The sequence below is a fragment of the Ligilactobacillus ruminis ATCC 27782 genome (assembly GCF_000224985.1).
Classification (GTDB): Bacteria; Bacillota; Bacilli; order Lactobacillales; family Lactobacillaceae; genus Ligilactobacillus; species Ligilactobacillus ruminis.
Genome location: NC_015975.1, coordinates 2033717 through 2057458 on the forward strand (window position 1 = coordinate 2033717; position 23742 = coordinate 2057458).

At 45.2% G+C, this 23742-nt stretch carries 21 protein-coding genes; 3 read left to right on the forward strand and 18 right to left on the reverse strand.

Features of this window, described 5'->3' with window-relative positions:
- Window position 1: 1 nt before the first annotated feature.
- The 13 genes from mnmE to LRC_RS10125 form a co-directional block, all read right to left on the reverse strand.
- Window positions 2–1390: a tRNA uridine-5-carboxymethylaminomethyl(34) synthesis GTPase MnmE gene (gene mnmE / locus LRC_RS10055; protein WP_014074305.1), complete on the reverse strand. Its 1389-nt coding sequence runs from the start codon at window positions 1388–1390 to the stop codon at window positions 2–4.
- A gap of 157 nt (window positions 1391–1547) precedes the next feature.
- Window positions 1548–1970 carry a helix-turn-helix domain-containing protein gene (locus tag LRC_RS10060; RefSeq protein WP_241531305.1) on the reverse strand — a complete coding sequence of 141 codons (423 nt, stop codon included), beginning with the start codon at window positions 1968–1970 and terminating at the stop codon, window positions 1548–1550.
- A gap of 565 nt (window positions 1971–2535) precedes the next feature.
- Window positions 2536–4023: a glycoside hydrolase family 1 protein gene (locus LRC_RS10070; RefSeq protein WP_014074307.1), complete on the reverse strand. Its 1488-nt coding sequence runs from the start codon at window positions 4021–4023 to the stop codon at window positions 2536–2538.
- 19 nt (window positions 4024–4042) lie between these two features.
- Window positions 4043–4633 carry a histidine phosphatase family protein gene (locus LRC_RS10075; protein WP_014074308.1) on the reverse strand — a complete coding sequence of 197 codons (591 nt, stop codon included), beginning with the start codon at window positions 4631–4633 and terminating at the stop codon, window positions 4043–4045.
- Window positions 4634–5096: 463 nt separating this feature from the next.
- Complete coding sequence (locus LRC_RS10085) at window positions 5097–5441, reverse strand: PTS sugar transporter subunit IIA (RefSeq protein WP_014074309.1); 345 nt, start codon at window positions 5439–5441, stop codon at window positions 5097–5099.
- A 15-nt stretch (window positions 5442–5456) separates the two neighbouring features.
- Window positions 5457–5774, reverse strand: coding sequence for a PTS sugar transporter subunit IIB (locus tag LRC_RS10090; RefSeq protein WP_014074310.1), 318 nt, complete (start codon window positions 5772–5774; stop codon window positions 5457–5459).
- A 244-nt stretch (window positions 5775–6018) separates the two neighbouring features.
- Complete coding sequence (locus tag LRC_RS10095) at window positions 6019–7812, reverse strand: DUF2207 domain-containing protein (RefSeq protein ID WP_014074311.1); 1794 nt, start codon at window positions 7810–7812, stop codon at window positions 6019–6021.
- Between the two features lie 190 nt (window positions 7813–8002).
- Complete coding sequence (locus LRC_RS10100; RefSeq protein WP_014074312.1) at window positions 8003–9445, reverse strand: 6-phospho-beta-glucosidase; 1443 nt, start codon at window positions 9443–9445, stop codon at window positions 8003–8005.
- Window positions 9446–9686: 241 nt separating this feature from the next.
- Window positions 9687–10613 carry a thioredoxin-disulfide reductase gene (gene trxB / locus LRC_RS10105; RefSeq protein WP_014074313.1) on the reverse strand — a complete coding sequence of 309 codons (927 nt, stop codon included), beginning with the start codon at window positions 10611–10613 and terminating at the stop codon, window positions 9687–9689.
- Between the two features lie 32 nt (window positions 10614–10645).
- A complete protein-coding gene (locus LRC_RS10110) occupies window positions 10646–10960 on the reverse strand; it encodes a thioredoxin family protein (RefSeq protein ID WP_235315334.1) in 315 nt (104 codons plus the stop codon).
- Window positions 10961–11034: 74 nt separating this feature from the next.
- Window positions 11035–11712: a type 1 glutamine amidotransferase gene (locus LRC_RS10115; protein ID WP_014074315.1), complete on the reverse strand. Its 678-nt coding sequence runs from the start codon at window positions 11710–11712 to the stop codon at window positions 11035–11037.
- A complete protein-coding gene (locus tag LRC_RS10120; RefSeq protein WP_014074316.1) occupies window positions 11702–12361 on the reverse strand; it encodes an ArsR/SmtB family transcription factor in 660 nt (219 codons plus the stop codon). Before LRC_RS10120 ends, LRC_RS10115 begins: the two co-directional genes overlap by 11 nt.
- Before the next feature lie 32 nt (window positions 12362–12393).
- Window positions 12394–13488: a DHHA1 domain-containing protein gene (locus LRC_RS10125; RefSeq protein ID WP_014074317.1), complete on the reverse strand. Its 1095-nt coding sequence runs from the start codon at window positions 13486–13488 to the stop codon at window positions 12394–12396.
- A 138-nt stretch (window positions 13489–13626) separates the two neighbouring features.
- Between LRC_RS10125 and LRC_RS10130 the strand changes: the two genes are divergently transcribed.
- From LRC_RS10130 to LRC_RS10140, 3 genes are all read left to right on the forward strand, one after another.
- Window positions 13627–14298 (forward strand): histidine phosphatase family protein, encoded by a 672-nt coding sequence (locus LRC_RS10130; protein ID WP_014074318.1) that lies wholly within the window; start codon window positions 13627–13629, stop codon window positions 14296–14298.
- 605 nt (window positions 14299–14903) lie between these two features.
- Window positions 14904–15761 (forward strand): NADPH-dependent FMN reductase, encoded by an 858-nt coding sequence (locus LRC_RS10135; protein WP_014074319.1) that lies wholly within the window; start codon window positions 14904–14906, stop codon window positions 15759–15761.
- Window positions 15758–16729, forward strand: coding sequence for an FAD:protein FMN transferase (locus tag LRC_RS10140; RefSeq protein ID WP_014074320.1), 972 nt, complete (start codon window positions 15758–15760; stop codon window positions 16727–16729). The genes LRC_RS10135 and LRC_RS10140 overlap by 4 nt, the downstream gene beginning before the upstream one ends.
- A gap of 324 nt (window positions 16730–17053) precedes the next feature.
- Here LRC_RS10140 and LRC_RS10145 read toward each other — a convergent pair whose 3' ends face one another.
- From LRC_RS10145 to LRC_RS10170, 5 genes are all read right to left on the reverse strand, one after another.
- Complete coding sequence (locus tag LRC_RS10145; RefSeq protein WP_014074321.1) at window positions 17054–17818, reverse strand: energy-coupling factor ABC transporter ATP-binding protein; 765 nt, start codon at window positions 17816–17818, stop codon at window positions 17054–17056.
- Window positions 17805–18641, reverse strand: a complete 837-nt coding sequence (locus tag LRC_RS10150) for an energy-coupling factor ABC transporter ATP-binding protein (RefSeq protein WP_014074322.1) — start codon at window positions 18639–18641, stop codon at window positions 17805–17807. The genes LRC_RS10145 and LRC_RS10150 overlap by 14 nt, the downstream gene beginning before the upstream one ends.
- Window positions 18620–19402: an energy-coupling factor transporter transmembrane component T gene (locus LRC_RS10155; protein WP_014074323.1), complete on the reverse strand. Its 783-nt coding sequence runs from the start codon at window positions 19400–19402 to the stop codon at window positions 18620–18622. The genes LRC_RS10150 and LRC_RS10155 overlap by 22 nt, the downstream gene beginning before the upstream one ends.
- 4 nt (window positions 19403–19406) lie before the next feature.
- A complete protein-coding gene (locus LRC_RS10160; RefSeq protein WP_014074324.1) occupies window positions 19407–20003 on the reverse strand; it encodes a hypothetical protein in 597 nt (198 codons plus the stop codon).
- 783 nt (window positions 20004–20786) lie between these two features.
- Window positions 20787–23642, reverse strand: a complete 2856-nt coding sequence (locus tag LRC_RS10170; RefSeq protein WP_014074325.1) for a peptidoglycan amidohydrolase family protein — start codon at window positions 23640–23642, stop codon at window positions 20787–20789.
- Window positions 23643–23742: the final 100 nt, after the last annotated feature.

The following is a 23742-nucleotide window of genomic DNA, read 5'->3' on the forward strand; positions in this document are numbered from 1 at the left end:
CCTACTTTCCCAAACAGAATTGACTGAATAATTGATCCAACAGCTCGTCTTCGTAGCTTTCACCGGTAATTTCGCCCAAAAGATTCCAGGCTTCCGTCATGTCGATCTGCACCAGATCGACCGGCATCCCTGAACTGATTCCTTCAAGAACAGAATCAAGCGAATTTTGTGCTTTCTTAAGCAGTGCGATATGTCGAGCGTTCGTTACCATTACCGTTGACTGAGAATTTTCGATTCCGTTGAAAAACAGCTTGGAAATTGCCTCTTCCAAGGCCTCCACACCCTCATTTTTCAAGATCGACGTTGCGTAAACCGGTGCATTTCCCGAAATTTTTGCCAGTTCTTTGCGATCGAGCTTTTCTTCAAGGTCAGTTTTGTTCAAAATGATTATTCGCTTTTTGTCATTGGTCAGTCTGATCAGTTCAAAATCTTCTTTTGTCAGACTTTCCGCTGCATTTAACACCAGCAAAACCAAATCGGACTGCTCGATGGCTTTCTTCGAACGTTCGACCCCGATTTTTTCAACCTTGTCGTCCGTTTCTCTGATGCCGGCCGTATCGATCAGCTTCAACGGAACGCCTGACACGTTGACATATTCTTCGATCACGTCGCGCGTCGTGCCCGCAACGTCAGTCACGATAGCCTTGTCTTCATGCAAAAGATGGTTCAAAAGACTTGATTTGCCGACGTTCGGACGTCCGACAAGCGCCGTTGCCAACCCTTCGCGCATGATTTTTCCTTGCGAAGCAGTCTTGAGCAGCTGTTCGATGCGCTGCTTGATTTCAATTGCCTTTTCCTTGAGCAGCTTCGTCGTCATCTCTTCAACGTCGTCATATTCCGGATAATCGATGTTGACCTCGACTTGTGCCAAAACGTCCAAAATGTCTTTTCTCAAAGAATCGATCAGGTGAGACAAGTTGCCGTCAAGCTGGTTCAGAGCGATTTTCATTGAACGATCCGTTTTGGCCCTGATCAGATCCATCACCGATTCAGCCTGGGTGAGGTCGATTCTTCCATGAAGAAACGCGCGCTTCGTAAATTCGCCCGGCTCGGCCAGTCTGGCTCCGTTTACCAAAAGCAGCTGCAAGATCCGATTCGTCGCAACGATGCCGCCATGGCAATTGATTTCAACGACGTCTTCTCTGGTAAAAGTCTTTGGCGCAAGCATCAAAGAAACCATCACTTCGTCAATTTCCTCATGGGTTTTCGGATCGACAATATGCCCATAGTTTATCGTATGACTTTTCGCCTGCGTCAAGTCCTTGCCCGAAAAGACTTTTTGCGCAATTGAAACGGCTTCTTCACCGCTCATTCGCACGATCGAAATTGCCCCTTCGCCTGGAGGGGTCGAGATTGCTGCAATTGTATCAAATTCCGTCACCGTAGCCATTTTCTGTTCCTCCTTGAATTATATCACAAAAAAAAAGCGCCCCCACGCAGCCGGTTGTCCGAAACAAAACGTGGATAAAGCACTTTCACTACTTCATCGATTTAAGATAAGAATGATTACCTCTAATATAATGTTATTTTCAAGAATTGTCAATTCCCTATTGCAGCCTGAAACTGATCGCTTTGTCAAAAATCGTTGCCAGCGTGATGATTTCATTCATTTGCGGCAAAACTTCCCCTTTTTCGATTCGTTTCAGCCGCGAGACCTTCATCCCGACGGCTTCGGCAAACTGCTTTTGGCTCATCTGCTGATCTTTTCTGAGCTGATGAACCGCCAGCTGAAAGTCAATCTTCAGGTTGTTTTCCTTATAAAATGCAGTGCTTTTAACCTCGATTTTCTCAAATCGATACGCATCTTTTTTCCCGAATCTTCTTGCAAATCTGTCAGCCTGGTTGAGCTGAACAATGCGCCGTTCGCGCTCAAAAGCACGCTTCATCAATTTGTGCTCTGCTTGAGCCATTTCTTCGATGAATGCTTTTGTCTCAAGACATCCTTTTGCAGGAAGCATATCCTCTTCCAAGCCATTTCCCCCCAGTGTTTCCTGTCCTAGTCTTTAGCCTAACAGAATTGTGGCAAATAAGACAGATGGCAGGAGCGTTTGTAACAAAAATGTAACTTTTTACCAAAAGGAGCCGAGCGAATCAGCCATTTTTGTCCGTAATCGTAATCTATCCAGGATCTCACTCGAATTTACGGACAAAGGCTTCATTTTTGATGATTTGTCCGTAAGCAAAACGCATTTTACGGACAATCGGCTATTTTTGACCATTTTGTCCGTAATCGCCATTTTTCGAACAGTCCATTTACGGACAAAGCGTCCATTTTCATCGATGTGTCCGTAAACGGAAGTGACATTGCCAAATGCAGCGCGGACTGACAACACACATCTTTTGGGCTCTTTGATACATGGAAAAGAAGCCGACTCTTTCTGGATATTTCCATCATGGAAAGCGATTGTCATGCATACGCAAAAAACCGGATTGAATTGCAACCAATTGCAAATCATCCGGTTTTTCAGTTTGAGGCATGGTTTTCACGGTCTATTTTAGTTTGAGACACGGTTTTTCAGCCTCTTCTCTGCATTTTTACATCGAAAGGTCAGAACCCTTGCTTTCAATGACTTTCTTATACCAGTAGAACGAATCCTTCGGAATGCGTTTCAAAGAACCATTGCCGCGATCATCGCGATCAACGTACACGAAACCGTAGCGCTTCTTCATTTCGCCAGTTCCGTTTGAAACAAGGTCGATGCAGCCCCACATCGTGTAGCCCATCAGATCAACGCCATCAATGTTGACGGCGTCATCCATCGATTGAATGTTTGCCTGCAGATACTTGATGCGGTAATCATCGTGAATCTTGCCGTCTTCTGCGATTTGATCGTTCCATCCGATTCCGTTTTCAACGATCCAAAGCGGCTTGTGATATCTGTCCCAAAGCGTATTCAATGCCAGACGCAGACATTGCGGATCAGTTGCCCAGCCCCAGGCATTCGTTTCAAGGTACGGATTCTTGACGCCGTTCATACCAAGATTTCCGCTTGCCTTTGCCTCAGTTTCGTGCGTCGTCAAAACGCCTGAACCGTAGCAGGAGAAGCTGAGAAAATCAACGGTGTAGTTCTTGAGCAATTCGTAGTCTTCAGGCTCGTCATCAAGCTTGATGCCTTCACGTTCGTATTTCTTCCATTGATAGTCAGGATAACGTCCGCCGGATTGAACGTCCGTGTAGAACAGCATTTGCTGATCATGTTCAAGCACCAAAACCTGATCGGCGGGATCGCACGTATAGGCATATGCCGGTTGATAGGCCAACATTTGACCGACCATCATCTCAGGATCAATTTCGTGCGCTGCTCTGACTGCCTTGGCACTTGCAACAAATTGATTATAGGCGCCTTGAGCCCTGTTTTGAGCATTATCGTCCAAAAGACCGCCGCCCATGTACGGACACATTTCCATGGCATTGATTTCATTGAACGTCAGCCAATACTTGACCTTGCCCTTGTAGTATTTGAAGACGGTCTTGGCATAGTTTTCAAAAATATCGATCATCCTGCGATCATGCCAGCCACGGAAACGAATCATCAGGCTCAGCGGCGTTTCATAGTGTGAAAGCGTCACGAGCGGTTCCATGCCGTATTGATGGCAAAGATCAAAAACCTTGTCGTAAAATGCAAGACCTTCCTGATTAGGTTCAGGATCATCACCGTTCGGGAAAATGCGCGACCAATTGAGCGAAAGTCTGAAGCACTTGAAGCCCATCTCGGCCATCAATTTGAGGTCTTCTTCATAGTGATGATAGAAATCGGTTGCCGTATGACTCGGATAATAGAAACCGTCAACCAAGGCCGGTTCTGCATCCGCTGGAAAATCCAGATACTCTCCGCCCCAGGAAATCGGTGATTTGCCTGTCGTCCCGTCAGCTTTCTTCCAAGTAACGCAGCGCGGTTCCGTTGCAGAACCGTTCGTTACGACGTCAATGGCATTCAAGCCTTTGCCGCCTTCGTCAAATCCACCTTCGTATTGATTGGCAGCCGTTGCGCCGCCCCACAAGAAACTTTCTTTAAAAGCCATTTATTTTCCCTCTTTCTTATTATTTTTCCATATGCACGGGATCAATCACGTCCTCCAAGAAGAAACGTTGTAATTCGGTGTCAAAGTCATATTTGAAAATTCCGCAATTAGGAATGCGATGTTTCTTTAAAATCGGTTCCGGATCTTGCCAAGCAGACAAGAAATTGGCACAGGCACCAGCGTGAGAGACCGCCAGAACCGTGTTGTTTCCGTCTTTGTTCATGACTTCGAGCAAAGTTTTGACGACGCGCTCTCTGACCTCATTTTCATCTTCTCCGCCAAATTGCTTGTAATATCCGGCATGACGTTGTTCTCTTGAAGGATGAAGATATTCGTGTTCTCCTTCAAACATTCCAAAACCCACTTCTCTGATGCCCTTAAGTCTCGCATAAGGCAAGGAAGTGATTAATTCAAGCGTATCGCTTGCTCTTTCGGCCGTTGAACAGCATGCAGCATCAAACTTGATGCCTTCTCGTTCATAATAAGCAGCTGCCGCCTTGGCTTGTTTGATGCCATTTATCGTCAAAGGCGAATCGCACCATCCCTGAATCTTGCCTTGAACGTTGAACAATGTTTCACCATGTCGCATTAAATATAATATTTTCTTCATTTCGTTTGCCTAATATATATACAAATATTTTTACTGACTTTACATTTCACATTATAGCGCTTTCTTTTGGCTGAAGTCAACTATTTTCTTGTCACGAAAAAATTTACTTATATCAGTTTTTATTTCATAAATAAACTTTTACAAAAGGAGATGTCCGGAAACGGCATGCCTCAAATTGAAGACTCAAATGATGCAAATAAGCAAAAAGAGTCCGTCAAAAAAGGCCGTAACCGAGCTCCGACTTTTACGGGCATATTCCAAAAATAGGTATTTTATCCATAATCCACCGGACTGACGCGCAGCACAAATCATGCAGTTGGTGCGCGGCACTGCATTTGACAAAAAGGCAGTTTCCATGCATCAAAATTTAAAAATACCGGACAAAGTCAGTCGCAGGTCGACCGCCCTTGTTCGGCATTTCATTCAAGATAAAAAAACGCGACTTTTTCAAAGTCCTTCTTGCTTAATTTTGGAGTTCTGCGACTCTTTCGTAAACGTCGACCAAATCCTTGGCAAGATCAAGGAAAGTAATCGCATTCATCAAATGATCCTGCGAATGAACGGTCAAAAGCGTAACATTCACATGATTGCCTTGTGCTTCTTGCGTCAGCATCCCAGTTTGGGTATTGTGTGCTTCGACAAGGGCCTGATCGGCATCTTTCAATTTGGCCTTGGCACCTTCAAAGTCGCCGTTTTTGGCGCATGTGATTGCTTCAACTGCAAAGGCTTTGGCATTCCCGGCGTTGATGATCAGCCCCATCGTAATCTGCATCTGTTCTTCTTCAGTAATCTTGTTTTCTTCAGTCATCTGTCGAACCGTCCCTTATTTCATCAAATCAATTGCTTGTTGGAGAACCTTAGGACCGTTCATCATGCCATATGCCGTCATGTCAATTACGGCTAGAGGAATATTCGTTCCTTCAAGCTTGTTTTTGAAATCAGCTTCCAAGTAGCGAACTTGAGGTCCGAGCAAAACGACGTCAATCTTCTTCGTAGCAAGCTGTTGATCGGCATCAGAAGCCGCCGTTGCAAAAATTTCATAGTCCAGACCTTGTTCCTTTGCGGATGCTTGCATCTTTGACACCAAAAGACTCGTGCTCATCCCTGCAGCGCAGCATAACATGATTGTTTTTTCAGCCATAATAATTACCTCCAGAAAACACTGTTAAACGTTAACGGTAACATTGTTGATTTTAGTGATGTTAACCGCTTTCTTTTTACATCATCATTTATAACATATTGGTACAGGTTTGACAAGTACTTTTTTGGATTGTTTGATAGCTTCTTTGTTGACTTATATCCCCTCTATAAAATGCAGTCTTAAGTATGAAAAAGTGCTCTGGATCGACAAAGCAGTCCAGAGCACCGTATCTTATATTGCAATTTTAGAAAGCACCGCCGCCGGATCCACCGCCGACACCGCCGGAACTTCCGCTGGAAAAGCCGCCGGATCCGCCGCTGACCGAGGAACTGACGGATGACAGTGCCGAGGAAAACGATTCGGAAAATCCTCTTCCAAAATCAGATCCGGACATGACAAAGATATAGTTTGGCCCCCACGCATCTTCGATGGCCTTTTCGCCGAATTCAAATTTCAATGCGGCAATGACGCGATCGGCCAGATCAAATGCGACCGCATACGGCAAAATCCGTTCCCACAAAATAATGTCGCCGACTTCTTTGAGGTCAAATTTTCCGATGTCTTTCAGCATCTTCTTGAAGCACCGAATCTGATAGCGGAGTTTTCGTCCTTCTGTCGTATACTTGTCATGCGTTCTGCAATAGTAAACGTATGCTGCCCAAACGACCAGATCAAGCACCATCAACAACCCTGCCCCTTTCAAGGTCACGAACGACGTTTCAACAACGGCAGCCATAATCACTAAAAACGAGATTACGACGGCACAAATGCCAAATGTGATTCCATAGGCGGAATTCTTCTTGTCTTTATAATTCAGCTCATCGGCTTGGTCCTTGGTTGTCCTTGCCCAGCTTTCAAAATATTGATTCAAACGCTTTGAATCTTTGAATCGTCGGCATTTTTTCTTCATCTCCTTGACTGAAAATGAAGTTCCGTCACCTATTCTGGTAAAAAGATAGTCAAGAAACGTTGACTCATCAAGCAGTTTTTCATCCTTCAAAAAGATGCGATAATCTTTTTTGTCTTCATCAGACTTGACGATTTCAAGGCGTCGTTCTCCTGCAAGATGCATCAAATAAGCCGAAAACGCTTGAGTATTCGGGGTGACGTCCTTGTCGATCACATAAGCGACTTCCGGCGTAACGGAAGGAATCTCATATGAATGAACGTACTTTCCTTCCGGTTTGGTCTTATTGCCAGGCGAAACGAAAACCGCCACAATAACGTAAACGACTCCCAAAACAACAACGAATGCCGTAAACAAGCTCTTCAAGCGCCGCCTCTGCTCCCTTTTTCCGTTGGCTTCTTTTACAAGTTTGGCCTCTTGTTTTTGAATCCTCCTTTTTGCATCCTTGAAAACATGATTGTAACTGTAAGGAACAACATCTTTTGGAAAAATCATATGCGTTTCAACAAAAGTATTTGAAGGGTTGCGATCAAGCGTCATGATTACGCGGCCGGCCTTTTTGTCCACTTTCGTTTGTCCGTCGAGAGGTCCGTGAGTCCATGCCTGCAGCTTGTCGATGTTCTTTTTTGGAAGATTGATCGTAATTTTGACATTATGCAACGAATGATCCCATCCGGTTCCGATGACCTTCCAGTTCAATTCTGCCGTATCATTATAGCAGGTGACCATTTGTTTTAGCGTATAGCCATAAGTAAATACAGCCTTGTCATCCGAAATTTTGTGATACAATTTCAATTTGAAATTTTGAGCATTGTTCTCAACGATTCCGTATGTATTGTCTGCACCGGAATTACCTTCTTCCAATTCAATCGTCTTGCCGTTTTGAGTCACTTGTGCAGAAACGTCCCGAATGCCTTTGATTCCCCTCATGTCCTGGTTGTAGTAAACACCGTGGAAATCACCGTCAAAATCGTATGCAACGTCTTGTCTGACCCTGGCGTCACCATTATCCAAGATATCAACGTTGACTTCATACTTTGTAATTTCGTAATCATCATCTGCCTTGGCACTGGCAAATCCCAACATCCAAAAGCAAATCATGCTGAAAAAAATAAGCCGTAATTTTTTCATTAATGCTCCTCTTTTAAAATACCTATTTTCAATACCTATAATGGAATTATCTCATATTTTCATGAAGCTTTCTATCTTTTTGTCAGCAATAGGTGATTAACGCTCTGAATTTCCACAAAAACAACAAAAAAACCGGGAATATTTCCCGGGAAATAATTATTTTTGACAATCTTTAACTCAAACAATCACCTTAATCAAGGTCTGAACCGTTCGTCTTGATAACTTTTTGATACCAGTAGAATGAATCCTTGCGGGAACGTTCCATCGTCCCTTTGCCTTCGTCATCCTTGTCAACATAGATGAAACCGTAACGCTTGGACATTTGACCCGTTCCGGCTGAAACAAGGTCAATGCATCCCCATGGCGTATAACCCATCAGATCAACGCCATCAAGCACGACTGCCTTCCTGACTTCTTCAAGGTGCGAACGAAGATAGTCGATGCGGTACGGATCATGAATGCTGCCGTCTTTTTCAACCTTGTCAACGGCACCCAAGCCGTTTTCAACGATAAACAACGGCACGTGATAGCGATCCGTCAACAGGTTGAGCGAGTAGCGCAAGCCAACGGGATCGATTGGCCAATCCCAGTCGCTCTTCTTCAAGAAAGGATTGTCCGTTAGGGCCTTGAAAACATCGTCCAAGTCATCCGGAGCAACGTTCTTTGCCGAAACGGCCATTGATTGATAGTAGCTGAAGCCGACATAGTCAACGGTGCCTTCTTTAAGCACGATGCGATCTTCTTCGGTAATATCGGGCCGGAATCCTTCACGTTCAATGTAGGCCTCAACGTTCTTAGGATATTCGCCCCAGACTTGAACGTCTGAGAACCAGTTGCGACGCTGGTCAACTCGTTGTGCAAGCAAGACGTCTTCCGGAGCAGGAGTTGCCGGATAAACAGGCGTATAATTGATCATCGTCCCGATCTTGAAGTCTGGGTTGATCTTGTGTCCTTCTTTGACTGCAAGGGCGCTGGCAACAACTTCGTAATGAGCAGCCTGATACATGCGCGCTTCGTTGTCCTTTGAGTCTTTGCCAAGCAGCAGACCGGAGTTGGTGCACATCAGGAAGTCATTATTGAAAGCTGACTGGTTGTCGATTTCGTTAAACGTCATCCAATACTTGACCTTGTTCTTGTAACGCTTGAAGCATGTGACTGCAAATTTAACGAAGAAGTCGATCACTTTGCGATTTTCAAAGCCGCCGTATTCTTCGACGAGATGATACGGCATTTCAAAGTGAGACAGCGTAATGACTGGTTCAATTCCGTACTTGTGGCATTCGTCGAACAAGTCATCGTAAAACTTCAAACCTTCTTCGTTTGGTTCTGCATCATCGCCGTTTGGGAAAATGCGCGTCCATGCAATTGAAGTTCTGAAACACTTGAAGCCCATTTCGGCAAACAAGGCAATATCTTCTTTATAGTGGTCATAGAAATCGATGGCTTCATGGTTAGGATAGTTCTTGCCAGGAATAACTCCCTTTGTAATTTCGCGCGGAACCCCGTTTGCGCCAGCAGTCATGACGTCAGCAACGGAAACGCCCTTGCCGCCCTTGTTCCAACCGCCTTCTAACTGGTGAGCAGCAACGGCGCCGCCCCACAGAAAACCTTTAGGGAATTCATTTTTTGTCATGTCTCATTCCTCCGATTATTTTGATTAAGCGTTTTCTTTTTATCTACTCTCTTAGTATAATTCGTTGGTACAAATTTGTCAATTGCCACCTTATTATTTTTTTGAAGAAGCTGACATCCATTAATCATACAGACTATCCCTGCACCCTGGGCAATCTGACATTATCCGTCAGATAAATCGGAAGCTTTGCATAAAAAAAGACGCTGATCATTCAATCAACGTCAAATCTTATCTCATTGCTTTATTTTTTCATCTGAAGATAGCTGAAGACTTCCTGTCCCGCAATCCCGGCATCGCCGACAGCCGTCGTAATCTGTCGCAGAAACTTCTGACGAACGTCTCCAACGGCATAGATACCGGCAATTTTTGTTTCCATATGCTCGTCAGTAACGATCCAGCCGTTTTCATCAGTAATGCCGAGATCTTTAAATGGCTCGGTCATCGGTGTCGTCCCGACGTAGATGAAGACGCCGTTTGCTTCAAGAATACTGTCTTCTCCGGTTTTTTTATTGTGAACTTTTACGCCTGAAACCTTCATGTCGTCTCCGATGATTTCGGTTACGACGCTGTCCCACGTAAACGACATCTTTTCATTTGCGAAAGCGCGATCCTGCAAGATCTTTTGCGCACGAAGCTCATCGCGACGATGAATAACATTGACGTTTTCGCACAAATTGGCAAGATACAATCCTTCTTCGATTGCAGAATCGCCGCCGCCAACGACAACGACGCGCTTATTGCGGTAAAATGCCCCGTCGCAAACGGCACAGTATGAAACGCCGCGGCCGCTGTATTTTTCTTCACCTGGAACGCCAAGCTTTCTGCTCTCCGATCCGGTTGCGATAATAACGGCTTCTGCTTCATATTCATCGCTGTCCGTTTTGACGTGCTTCGTCCCGTTTTCGTCAACCGTGATGCCGGTCACGCTGCCATACAAAAGCTTCGCGCCAAACTGCGTCGAGCTTTCATACATTTTCTTGGCAAGTTCCGGTCCCATGATTGATTTAAATCCAGGGTAGTTTTCGACTTCGGCGGTATTGTTCATCTGACCGCCGTAAATGCCGCGATCAAGCATTGCTACCTTGAGATTGGCACGAGACGCGTACAATGCAGCAGTCATCCCGCCAGGACCTGCGCCAATCACGATCACATCATATTTTTCAGTCATTTGAAAATTCCTTTCTGAACAGGTGCTTTTCACTAGTCAATATATTTTCCCACCATGCCGATCAACTCTTCCTTGTTATGAAAACCGGTAAGCTGTTTGACCTTTTTGCCGTCCTTCAAAAGCATCAGGGTCGGAATCGACATGATTGAAAATTCTTTAGAAGTTTCAGGATTTTCATCGGTATCAAGCCTGCCTACCGTAATTAATTTGCCTACTTCCGAATCAAGCTCGTCGATGACGGGCGCTTGACGGTTGCATGGAGGGCACCACGAGGCGATAAAGGCTACCAAGGAAAATCCGTTGCTCGTTTCTTTCTTGAAATTGTCATCAGTCAATTTTTTTACCATTTGCATCCACCTCCGAAACACCTATTCAATTAATCACTTGAATGGTTAGAATATACCACCTGTCATCTTATTCGTCAATCTTTATGCCCATCGCTGATGTAGTCCAAAATTTTGTACATGATCTGCTTGTTTTCTTCAGGAATTCCGTGCAAAAGAATTTCTTCAGGCGTTTGTCCAAGGTCGCTCCCCTCAGTATAAGAACCGTCATTGACGACGATTTCGCGCAAATCGTTCGGAAGCGGCTCAAAGTGAAACTGCAGTCCGACAATGCGGTGATTCATGACAAATCCTTGATTTTTAAGCAGTCTGCTTGAAAAAAGAAGCTCCGCACCTTTTGGAATTTCAAAACAATCCTGATGCCAATGGAGCACGCTAACCTCTTCCGGAAGACCTTTGATCGCATGCGATTCCAAAAAAACCGGTGCAAAGCCGACTTCCTTGACGCCGCTGTTTTTGACGACTCCGCCAAGTGCCTTTGAAATCTGCTGCGCGCCAAGGCATGCTCCAAAAATCGGCAAATCTTGTTTAATTGCGGCTCTGATCAGGTCGCGTTCTTTTTTCAGCCATTCAAAATCATCGTTAGGACTCATCGGGCCGCCCAAAATGACCAGCATGTCCGTTTCTTCGACATCAGGAAGGATTCCATATCGATAAGGGTGATACACGTAAAGCTCATGTCCGTTTTCTTCTGCCCATGACCGAATGGCGCCCGGACCTTCGTTTGGGGTATGCTGCAACACGTTAATTCTCATTTTTTCCTGCACCTTCTTTTTCAATGTATCTGTTCCAATCATAGGTACTCTCATTCAGGCTGTGAGCGTTATAGCCTGATTCGCTCAAAATTCTGGCAGCTCGAGTTGCATACGTACACAGATTGCCGCGACAGTAAACCACGAGGTCTTTATCATCCGGAAGCGTATCAAGCTTTTCTTTGAGATCAGGCAGAGGGATGTTTTTGGCCTCCGCAATGTGAGCAGTCGCGTATTCGTCAGCCGGACGCACGTCAATCAGTTCGATTTCGCCGCTTTTGGCCTTGTTATAAGCCGCATCAAGCGACATCGCATAAACGTCGTTTTTTTCAAAGTCCTCTTTGATCTGACTGATTCTTTCAAGCTGATCTTCCCCAACGTCGCGCAACAGATAGAATAAATCAACGACCCTTGAAGAAGCCAGCCCGTAATAGATGTGATTTCCGTCACGCTTGCGTTCGACAAGGTTTCCGCTGCGCAAAACCTGCAGATGTCGCGACGTGTTTGCAACGCTCATCTTGGTGAGTTCGGCAATCTTTTCAACCGTTTTTGGTCCTTGAACCAACAGATCCATGATTTCCAAGCGTCGTTCGCTCGAAAGGCTTTTGCCGATTTTTGCCAGTTCAACGTACAGATCGTTTTGATAAGTCAATATTCTCACCCCTCTTGTCAAATGCAGAGTTCTTACTTACCGTCGTTTCCAAACAAAGATGCCAGCTTGGCAGCCATCTCGGGATCAAGCGAATCGCCCAGGCTTGAAGTCTCATCTTCATTTTGCGATGCAACTTCTTCATTTAATTTGGCGCGCTGCTTGACCGATTCGATGACGGCCTGTTCGGCTGCCTTGATTGGTTCGACTTCAAGCCGTCCGCCGGCAGAATCAGCATGTCCGCCGCCTCTGAAGTAGTCTTCAGCAAATTTTGCCACGTCAAGTCTGCCGTTTGAGCGCAACGACACGCTGTGGCTGTCAATTACGAGGGCTGCGTCAACATCGTATTTTTTAAGCAGCTCATGAGCAATTTCCGATTTATAATCGCTGGCATAGACCACGCCAAAGCCGTGTCCCTCGATTTCAAACGTTTCGACGTTTTTGAGGTGCTTGTCAAGATACCGCTGTCGTCGCCCTTCCAAAGTTGAAATCAAAAGCTCATGTTCAATTCTGTATTTTTCCCAACCGGAAGCAAAAACAGAATCGACAAAAGATTTTGACTTGCTCAAAGGGAAGAACCAAAACAGCTGATTCAATTCGTCGGCTGCTTTGCGCTCTTCATAAGACATGTTCTTGTCATTTTGAAAATCCCACGTATCGTATGCCCGAATCATCTCAACCAGCTCTGCCAGTTCTTTTTGCTTTTGCTTTGGAACAAGCGCAAAATTCGGCTGGCGAGTCATGAAATCCCAAACCAGACTGACCGCGCTCGGCGTGACGTTTTCATCCAACGGCAAAATGCAGTTCTTCGAGTATCCGGAGCGCAATTCTGCTTCGCTTTCATGATGATCGAAAATAAGCCAGTGATTGGCGAATTTTTGCTCCAACAGCTTGAAGGAATAATCACTGTCAGGAGTCATGTCCATAATGTAGACATCGGTATAGCGCAAAATATCCGGTTCCTTGAACCAATGCTCAAGCTCGCGGTCAAGGTTGCCGGCTGAACAGGTCGTCAAATCGAATTCAACACCTCTGAACATATAAGGAGCCAATGCGTAAAAAAGACAAGGGGCACCGAATCCGTCCAAGTCGTTATGCGAAAATAGTTTGATATGCTGAGTCTTTCTCAAGTCAAAATCCCCTTTACATGGTTTTGCTAATTCTAATTATACCTGTCTGCCTGCCAAAAGTTCCATACATTCATACGAAAAATTGTCGGAATGTGTTATTATGATTGTTGATAATAAAACAAACATTGGAGAAAACAAATGACATTCACGCTTTACATGGTCCGTCACGGACAAACGATTCTCAACAGCTATAATCGCCTCCAGGGTTGGTGTGACTCCCCGTTAACCGAAAAAGGCACAAATGATGCCCACAGTGCCGGCAAACATCTCAAAAACATCCATTTTGATGCTGCTTACAGTTCCGACACGACGCGTGCCATGAAAACGTGTCGCTGTATTCTGTTTGAAAACAAAGAGTATCCAAAAACGCCAAAACGCAAGACTTTAACGTATTTCCGCGAACAAAGCTTTGGCTACTTCGAGGGAAACGATGCGACCCAGACATGGCTCATGGTCGGGGCCGTTCACGGATGCCGCACCTACAATGACCTTTTGGACAAGTATTCTCTTGCTGCAACCAGAGACCTTTTGCATGAGGTCGATCCTTTCAAAGATGCTGAAAGAGATGAAGACTACTGGGCACGAATCGATGAGGGTTTCGACTGGCTGCGCAAGCATCATCACGACGGTGAAAACATTTTGCTTGTCAGCCACAGCATCACGATTCGCTCAATCGTTGATCGTTATGCCCCCGAGCTCAGGTCGGCCAAAAACGGTCCAAGAAATGGTTCCGTCACAAAACTTTCCGTTTCGGATGACGATGTTAAAGTCGAATACTACAATCATCATTTGGATAACGAAACATACTGATCGAATCAGACATGATTCTTGACATATTTTGCTTTTGCAGTCTATGGTCTTTTTTCTTCCTATTACAGATACTCGATTACGGACAATCGCGTTCTTTCGCTTTTGCCCGTAACTAAGCACCTCAATGACTCATGTTTCTCGGAAAAAACTGCCAAATCCAGTTCACGATGCTTATTTGACGAATCATCCGTAATTAGGTCGGCACTGCATTTCACAAAATATGCATGTGATTATATTCGTTATCCTTAGAATAAGTGATTTTTTTGCTTGTTTTTTCGCATAAACTGATTTAAACTAAGTTTATGTGCTCGAGTTGCAACTAGACCAGCTGCAACCGCAAGTTTCTTTACCTCGGGTTCTCCGCTCGAGAGTACCAATAAATTTTATCTATATCTCAAGTATTAGAGGTCGGAGCTGCTTGTTCGGGCCTTTTATTTTGCGCTTTTTTCAGCATATACCAATCATTTTTGCGTATTTCCGCTTTTATATAAGCATTTCATCATCTTAAGCAAGGGATGTTTCACGTGAAACACCCCTTACAGCGTTGACATTTGCATCATTTTTTAACTATAATTTAAACAGAACAAAAATCGGAGGGCCAAGCCATGAAATTCATCGCCATTGTCGGCACAAATGCCAGCAAATCGTACAATCGCAGACTGCTTCATTTTATGAAGAAACATTTCGCAGCCAAAGCTGAAATCGTCATTAAAGAAATCAAAGAATATCCTCTTTTTTGCGAGGACTTTGATGAAACGCCGCATTCAATCATGGAATTAGCAACCGAAATCGATCATTCTGACGGCGTCATTTTTGCTACGCCGGAATACGATCATGGAATTCCGGCAGCGCTCAAATCCATCATTGAATGGCTTTCCTATGACGTTCACCCGCTAACGAACCGTCCGGTCATGATTGTCGGCGCCTCGCTTGGAAACCTCGGCACGGTCTATGCCCAAGACGACTTGCGCAGAATCCTTGATTCACCGGGACTCGGGCCATACGTGCTCCCTGGTCATCAGTTTTTGCTTGGACATGCGCCCTCTGCATTTGACAAGAATGACAACTTAAACGACGATCGCACGATTTCATGGCTCGACACGTGCTTTGACGGTTTTATCAAATATGTGGTCTCGATCAACTCCATGGCAGGTCGAAACAACCAAGCCGATGCTACGACCGGTGCATCTTCCAAACCAAGAGAAACGCCGGTCATCGTCGATTTGAGAATAAACGAATCAACCGTCGATGCTTCAACGTCCGCTTCAAAAACTGACAAAACCAATGACTATGGAATTGATGAGAAAACTTTTGGCTTGGTAAAATCTTCCGTTGACGAAACGACCGGTGCATCTTCGTCAAATGCAGAGCAGGAAACATCCGAGCGGCCAGTGATCGTCAATCTCAGACAACCTAAGATGGCGGTTAAAGCCGATTCGGTTACAGGGGCATCGCAAGCGTGAAAGAAAATATCCAACAGACCGCGCTGACAAAACATTTCCGAGCATTGGGCACCAGCATTTCATTGACCGTCTTCGGAACACTTGACCAGACCGTACTTGAAAAAAGCGCAGACCTTGTCAATCATTACGAAGATGTTTTGACCGTCAACAGAGATCATTCCCAGCTCATGAGCGTCAAACAGGCTGCCGGAAAGTTTCCGGTTCAAGTTGAGGCCTCGGTCTATCAACTGACAAAGCTTGCGGTCGAAAAAAGTCGTGCAGACTTTGGTTTTAATGCTGCAATCGGTCCGCTCGTCAAACTGTGGCACATCGGATTTTCTGATGCGAAAGTCCCTTCTGAACAACAGATTTCAGAGCGTCTTTCTTTGATCGATCCTTGGCAGATCGAATTAAACGATGCCGATCAGTCGATTTTCTTAAAAAAAGCCGGCATGGAAATCGACCTCGGGGCCATTGCCAAAGGCTATATTGCTGACCGCATCCAAGATTTATGGCATGCATACGGAATCGCGTGCGGCATCATCAATCTCGGCGGAAACCTGTTAATGGTCGGAAAACCTCCGCACCATTGCGATGGATTGTGGCGCATCGGTCTCAGAAGTCCTTTTTCAGACAACGATGAACCGATTGCAGTCGTCACGATGCCGCCATGCTCGGCCGTCACAAGCGGTATCTACGAACGAAGACTGACTTCAGGTCAAAAGAGCTATCATCATATCCTTGATTCAAATACAGGGTATCCCAGGGAGAATAATCTGAACAGCGTCACTGTCTTCTCCAAAAAATCCGTCACTGCAGAAATCGAAACGACGCGTCTCTTTTTTGCGGGCGACCCTTTGCCGGACTATCCGTTTGAACAAGATGTTTTTGGAGCAGCATTCATTACGAAAGATTGTCAAATCAAACTTTCGGGTCTTGCTCCCGGACAAATTCGACTGCTTGACAGTCACTATCAAATCATATGTTGAACCAAAGATGCGACTGGAAAAAAATCCCGTTTTACTCTTGAATTAAACGAAAAGCCGGACGAAGGAGGTCGGTGCGCGTTCGAGCTTTGCGAATCAACGGCATAAATTCATACATGAATCCACGCTAGCGGAAACGCAGGCGGTGTTGATACGTAACTGTACCAATTTGAGAAAACACAGGAGAACCCGACGAGAACAAAAAACTCCACTCCATTTCTGAAGTGAAGTTTTCGAGGTCATCAACACCATTTGACAAAGCCCGGATGAAATCTCATCCGGGCTTTTTGGTTTGAGGCATGTTTTTTCCCGGCCTCTTCTTTATTATCATTTTTCTTTCAGATATCTGTCTAATTCGCGCTTGACCTCGGTTGCTTTCGGCAGCAGGACGCCGACTTCTTCAACCAGACTCGGTGATTCGAAAAATTCTGACGTCTTGCCTGAATAAACCAATTCGCCGTGAGCCATTGCATAAACGTCTTCATATTCTTCCAAAACCCAGTCCATGTCATGCGTAATCGTAATGACGACATGTCCTCGGTCGGCAAGATAGCGAAAAATATCGGTAATTTTCTTCCGGCTTGGCCAATCAAGCGACATCATCGGTTCATCGAACAGCAAAATCTTCGGTCGAACCGCCACTACCGTCGCAATGCTCAGCAGCTTGCGTTCGGAAAGAGATAAATCATAGGGATTTTCGTCCATTTTATCGGCCAAACCGACTTCTTGAAGAACTTCTTCTGTGATGCGCTCAACCTCAGTTTCCGGCTTGTCCATCTGACGGAGACCCCACTCGACTTCTTTTTTAACGGTTGCATTGAAAATCTGATCGTTTGGATCCTGAAAAGTCAAACCGATTTGCTCAAGGCGCTTGTCACCGATATAATCATTCAAATTCTGGCCTTCAACGGTGATTTCGCCGGAATCAGGCTGATTAAGGCCGCTCAAAAGCTTGAGCAAAGTAGATTTGCCGGCACCGTTTTGACCGATGATCGCAATCATCCCCTCGCTAAAGGTCAGATGTTTGATTTTAAGTCCGAAATTGTCGCCCGGATACGTGAATTTTAAATCGTTAATTTCAATTTTGGTCATCAAAGCACCCCTTAAGCTCGGAAAGTTTTACGGGAAAAAGTCCGCTCGGAAGCTTTTTTCCAAACTCTTTTGCCATTCGATAAACCACCGGCAGATACAAGTCATGGCCTTCTGCGACCTGATTGATCACGTCAAGCGGTTTCCCTGAAGCAATCAGCTCACCCTTTTCCAAAACCCACAATTGATCTGCAATCTCGCACAAATCATCGACTTCGTTCGAAACGATAAAAATCGTTTTTTCGGAGCAGCCCGCAAGCCATTCGAAAAATTCTCTTCGGCCAACAGGGTCCATTTGGCTCGTTGGATCGTCCATGATTAAAAATTCAGGATCAAATGCGATTTCGGAAGCAATTGCCAAGCGCTGAGTCTGACCACCGGAAAGCGTGTCTGGCGCTTGCTCCAAAAGATCTTCAAGACCCATCTGACAAGCTGCTCGGACAACTGATTTTGATGCCTCTTCTTCACTCATCCCTTGATTGATCAGTCCAAATGCGATTTCATCGAAAACAGTATCTGACAGACCGCTGAGCTGCCCCGCTGTATTTTGCAAAACGACTCCCGTATGAAAATTATATTCGTCAAACGCCTCAAACGGTGAAAACTCACCTAATCTGACAGTACCGGAAACGTGACCTGAAACAATATTTGGAATGATTCCCGAAAGAACGTCGCAAAGAGTAGTTTTTCCGGAACGACTGTTGCCGATGATTCCGATGATCTGACCCGTTTTTGCAGTCAAAGAGATTTCCTTTAACGCCGCTTCGTCTTCTCCGCGATATCTTACGCTCAAGTTGTCCAAAACTATTTGTTGATTAGCATCCATACTTTACATCCTATCAAAATTATGCTTGTCAAACCAAGTGCTCGATGAAACATCTTGTCCATCAGATACGTTCTCCTTAATGCTCGGACCGTGCGCTTTTTGCTTTCAAAATTTCGCAATTGAAGCGAAATCGAACGCGACATCGACTGATCGAGCGTCTTGATCACCAACGGGATCAAAATCGGCAGAATCATCTTAAATTTTTGAATCAGCGACTTTTGTTCACCTATTCCGCGAGCTCTTTGCGCAAGCTGAATCTTCTTAAGATTTTGCATCATTTGCGGCAGAATATAGCAAACGGACATCAATAAATACACGGTTTTGTATTTCATCCCTGCATTTTCCAAATACTTGGCATTCTCAGAAATCGTCGTCGTCCGCATGAAAAAATTCGTTGCAAGAACGATCACGATGATTCGACAACCAAGCAAAGTGGCATACGTCAAACCTTCCTGGTAAAACGCAATTGCGCCTAAAGAAAAAGCAAGCGTCTCGTTGTGAGGGTAAAACAACCCCTGAATCAGCAGCATCGTCAAAATCATGAATGCGCAAAAGCCAAGCGCCTTCATGCTGCTGCCTAATTTCCCCGAAAACAACAACAGAAAAATCGTTGCCAGGATGAGCGCTGCTTCGGCAAAGATATTTGTCAAAACAAAGCTCAGCAATGTCAAAACGGCAATCAGCAACAGTTTCGTGACGGGATCAATGCGTTCGTGCCACGGTCTTGTCAGGTTTTCCTGCATCATTTCTGGTTTTTCCATCTTATCAGTCCTTAAAATAACTAATCATTTTCTTTGGAATCTGCTTGTAGATGAGGCAGGCAACGTAAGCTACGACAACCTTGTCCAAGATATCCAAAACAAATTCGTCACCAAAAGAAGCAATAAACACCGGAACGTGATTTGCGACCAAAACGGCAAACAACGAATCTCCCCAGGCAATCCCGGTTTGTCCGCCCCAGAAAATAACGTTGAGCGGCGTTGAAATCACTGAAGAAACAAGCGCAATGATCAATGCGGACACGAAAATTTTCCTGGCTGACGAAAAGCCGCCCTTAGCATGCAACACGCCGACGGCAATCCCGATGCCGATGCTCGTCAAAGCATAAACGGTCGAAACAGGCGACAAGGTCAGACCATAGATCACGTTGTTGATGAAACCGCTGATAGCGCCAGGAATCGGACCGGCAAGCATGCTTGCAAGGAATGTTCCCAATGAACCGAGCCAGACCGGAAGCTTGAGACCTTCCGCAAAAGCCTTGGCTACGTAGTTGATGCCGACTGCGGCAGGAATCAGCCCGATTACCGCTGGCGTAAGATTGACTCTCCAAATACTTGGTGCTGACGATGTTTTCTTATCCATAAAAATTCTCCCTTATGCATTAAAAGTAAAATCAACCTTTATAAAGCTAAAAAAGTAAAAAAAACTTTTAATTTATAGTTGCCTTTATCTTACCATCAAAAAAATAATTGTCAAGCTTTTTGGGTAAAAATTACTTGAACAACTGCTGAAAAGCCCGGAAAATGCAGAGCTTGACATTGCCTGCTCAATCGGCACGCCAAGACTGGCTTACGGGCAAAACAGCGATTTCTAAGATTTGCCCGTAATCTGCGACCACACTGCTTTGGCGAAGGTAAACGAGTAGAATATTTTTTCAATTTTGGGTGATTTTGTCTACCTTCAGTGTCGCGCGCCTCGGTTTCGGAGGGTCACAGGTAGACAAAAAGCAGACTTCTGCCCTTGTCCTCCTTTTGGACGTTTTGATACACGAAAATGAAAACAGCCTCTTTTTTCTTGCTTCCATCATTGCGGTCTGGTTGCGACTGACTTTGTCCGGCACTTTTAAATGCAGTAATGCTCACCCAATCTATTCAAGATCTCACTCAAATTTACGGACAGACGACCCATTTTCATCGATGTGTCCGTAAACGGCAATGATTTTGCCAAATGCAGCACTCGCTAAATCAGCGCGCCAAGCTCTCAGTCAAATTTGCCGCCAAAATATTTTGGGTTATTTCCATCATGGAAGGCAATTGTCGCGCATACGCAAAAAAAACCGGATGATTTGCAATTGATTGCAAATCATCCGGTTTTTAAATTTGAGGACTGATTTTTTCCGACCTCTTTCAAACGCGGTCGAAATTTTTAGCTTCTTCTCAAGTCATAAGGTCTGTAGACATAGTAGTACATATAGTTGTGCGTGCCGTGATACCATTTGTACTTAAATTCCTGAACGGCCTGTCCTCTGGCGCCATAAATCGAATTCGGATTTTTATCCCAGTAATAACCGCAAGTCGAGATGCATTTTGCATCGGATCCGGCAGAAGACATGATCATGATATGTCCGCCGCTGCCGCCGCTATAGCCCTTCTTTCCCCAAATGACGATGTCGCCGTATTGCGGAACATAATTGACGTTCCTGCCTTCTCTTGCGAGATAGTATCCGTTTGACCTGAGATACGGATGAATCGACTCGGTATTGTAGATGTAGGCAGGTCTGGAAGCTCCGGCACCTCTTAAGGCCGCAACCATCGATCCGGAGCAGTCCGCAGTCCCGTCAGCCCCTGTTCTTGAACCGTACATCGAATAAGTCAGCTTGCCTCTGCGGTTGAAGAACCAGTTCAAAACGCGCGCGGTAAAACAATTGAGCGTGCCGTTGCCGTTAAAACTGTACCAGCGATTGCCGATTTTGCGTCTTCCGGCATAGCGCGCACCGCTTGAGGCATCGAAGTAATATTGGTCATGTCCGATCACCTGCCAGCGATACTGCATTTGACCGTTGTCAGCATAATAGACGACCTTGTTTTGACCATATGACTTCAAATCTTTGAAGCCCGTCTGCATTGCGCCGGTGCACCTGTCAAAAAGATACCAGTGTCCGCGATAGTTTTGTTGACCATACTGCATGCGACCGTTGCCGGCATACAAGCACTTCTTCTTTTGACCATAAGGTGTCAGATCCTGAATGCCGGTCAGCATTGCGCCGGTATTCATGTGGAACAGGTACCAGTATCCGCTCAAATGCTGCTGTCCATACTGCATTTGACCGTTCAAATCATAATAGACCGTTTTCTTTTGATTGGAAATCCACTGAAAACCGTATTTCATGTTGCCGTTTCCGTCAAACAGATACCAGCTGCCGTTAACGTTCCTTTGACCCGTAGCTCGTTTGGCAGTCGTCTGGTCAAAGTATTGCGTATTTCGACCGACTTTGAGGAATCCGACATGAATCTGGCCATTGTTATCGAAATAATAGTGGTTGCCGTTGAGCTCGACTACGCCCTTGTAGGCGAGCGCGCCGGTCGTTTTGTCAATGCTATATCCGTGGGCCGCATATTCGACGTGACCATGATTGTCGAACAGATAAAGTCTCTTCGTTCCTTTGTCGTATGCAATCTGGGAGGTCGTCATTGCACCCGTATTTTCGTCAAAATGATACAGATTTCCTTCAATTTTCTGCATGCCTTTCAACCGATGACCGGTCTGTTTGTCATAATAAGCCGTCTTCTTTTGACTTGAAATCCACTGAAAACCGGTTTTCATAAAACCGTTTTGATCGAACAGGTACCAATCGTTGCCGATCTTTCTTTCGCCGATCGTCATTTTGCCGGTCAACGTATCGAAATAGTATCTGTGACCGCTGATGTCTTTGAATCCGTACTGCATCTGACCGTTGCCGTCGTAATATACGATCTTTTTCTGGTCACCGATCCACTTGAGTCCCTTTGCCATTGCACCGGTATTTTTATCGAACAAATACCAGTGTCCAAACAGGTGCTGCTGACCGTATTGCATCTGGCCGTTGCCTGCATAGTAAACGATTTTGTCCTGGCCGTAGCTCTTTAAATTCTGAAAACCGGTTGCCATTTTGCCCGTTCCGTTTTGGAACAAATACCAGTGTCCCCTGATGTTTCTTTGACCATACTGCATCCTGCCGTTTCTTTCGTAATAGACGGTCTTGTTTTCTCCGTAATTTTTCAGATTCTGAAAGCCTGTCTGCATTGCGCCCGTTCCCCAAGAAAACAGGTACCATCCATTGCCGATGCGCTGCTGGCCGTACTGCATCTCGCCTTTGTTGTTATAATAAACGGTTTTCTTCTGATTTGCGATCCATTGAAATCCGGTTCTGGCAGTTCCGTTTTTGTTGAACAGATACCACTTGCCGCCGATGTTTTGCTGACCGCTGCCATGAGAAACGGCACCTGTCATGCGATTCATGTCATATGTTCTGCCGCTGATCTTTTGGCGACCATACTGCATTTGGCCAGCATTGTTGTAATAGACGACTTTGCGCTGATTTGCTATGTATTGGAATCCGGTCTGCATCGCCCCGGTAAAGTTGTCGAACAAATACCAGTACCTGTCGATATGCTGCTGACCGTACTGCATCTGACCGGCATTTGAGTAGTAGACTTTCTTCTTTTGGGATGAGATATATTGAAATCCCGTCTTCATTTCGCCTGTTTGTTCATCAAACAGGTACCACTTGCCATTGATGTTTTGCTGACCGTGCACCATGTTGCCGCTGCCATCGTAATAATATGTCTTTTTTTCATCCTGACTCTTTTGGAAACCGGTTTTTTTAGGCTGAGTCGTCACCGCAGGATTGTTTTTTTGAGATAGCGTTTGCTCCGTCGGCGTGGAGACGGTCGATTGCGAAGCTGCTTTGGGCGTCGATTGCGAAGCAGCCTTTTCAGTTTCTTCAGTCGTTGCCGCTTTTTCCTGCGTTTCCTCAGCTGCCGTGGACTGCTGATAATCGCTTTGGACCGGCTGTTTCGCTTCAGACGAATCTTTTTGATCTGCAGATTCCTGTTTGTCTTCCGTTTGAACCTGCAAAGAATTACCCGGTTCGCTTTGTACGCTCGTTTGGGCAACGGACTCATCGGCATTTGCCACCGTCTGATTCGTTTCGATGAAAAATGCAGTGCCTCCGAACAGCAAGGCCAAAGCAACCCATCTTTTGCCAGATTTGTACAATTTGAAACGTTTTTTTACATCCATTAAATTACCTTCTCTCACTAATGTAAAAATGCTCCCATATTAATGTCAATCGGCAACCTGCCCGTAAGAATGAAGTCAAAATTAAAAAATATCAAAAATA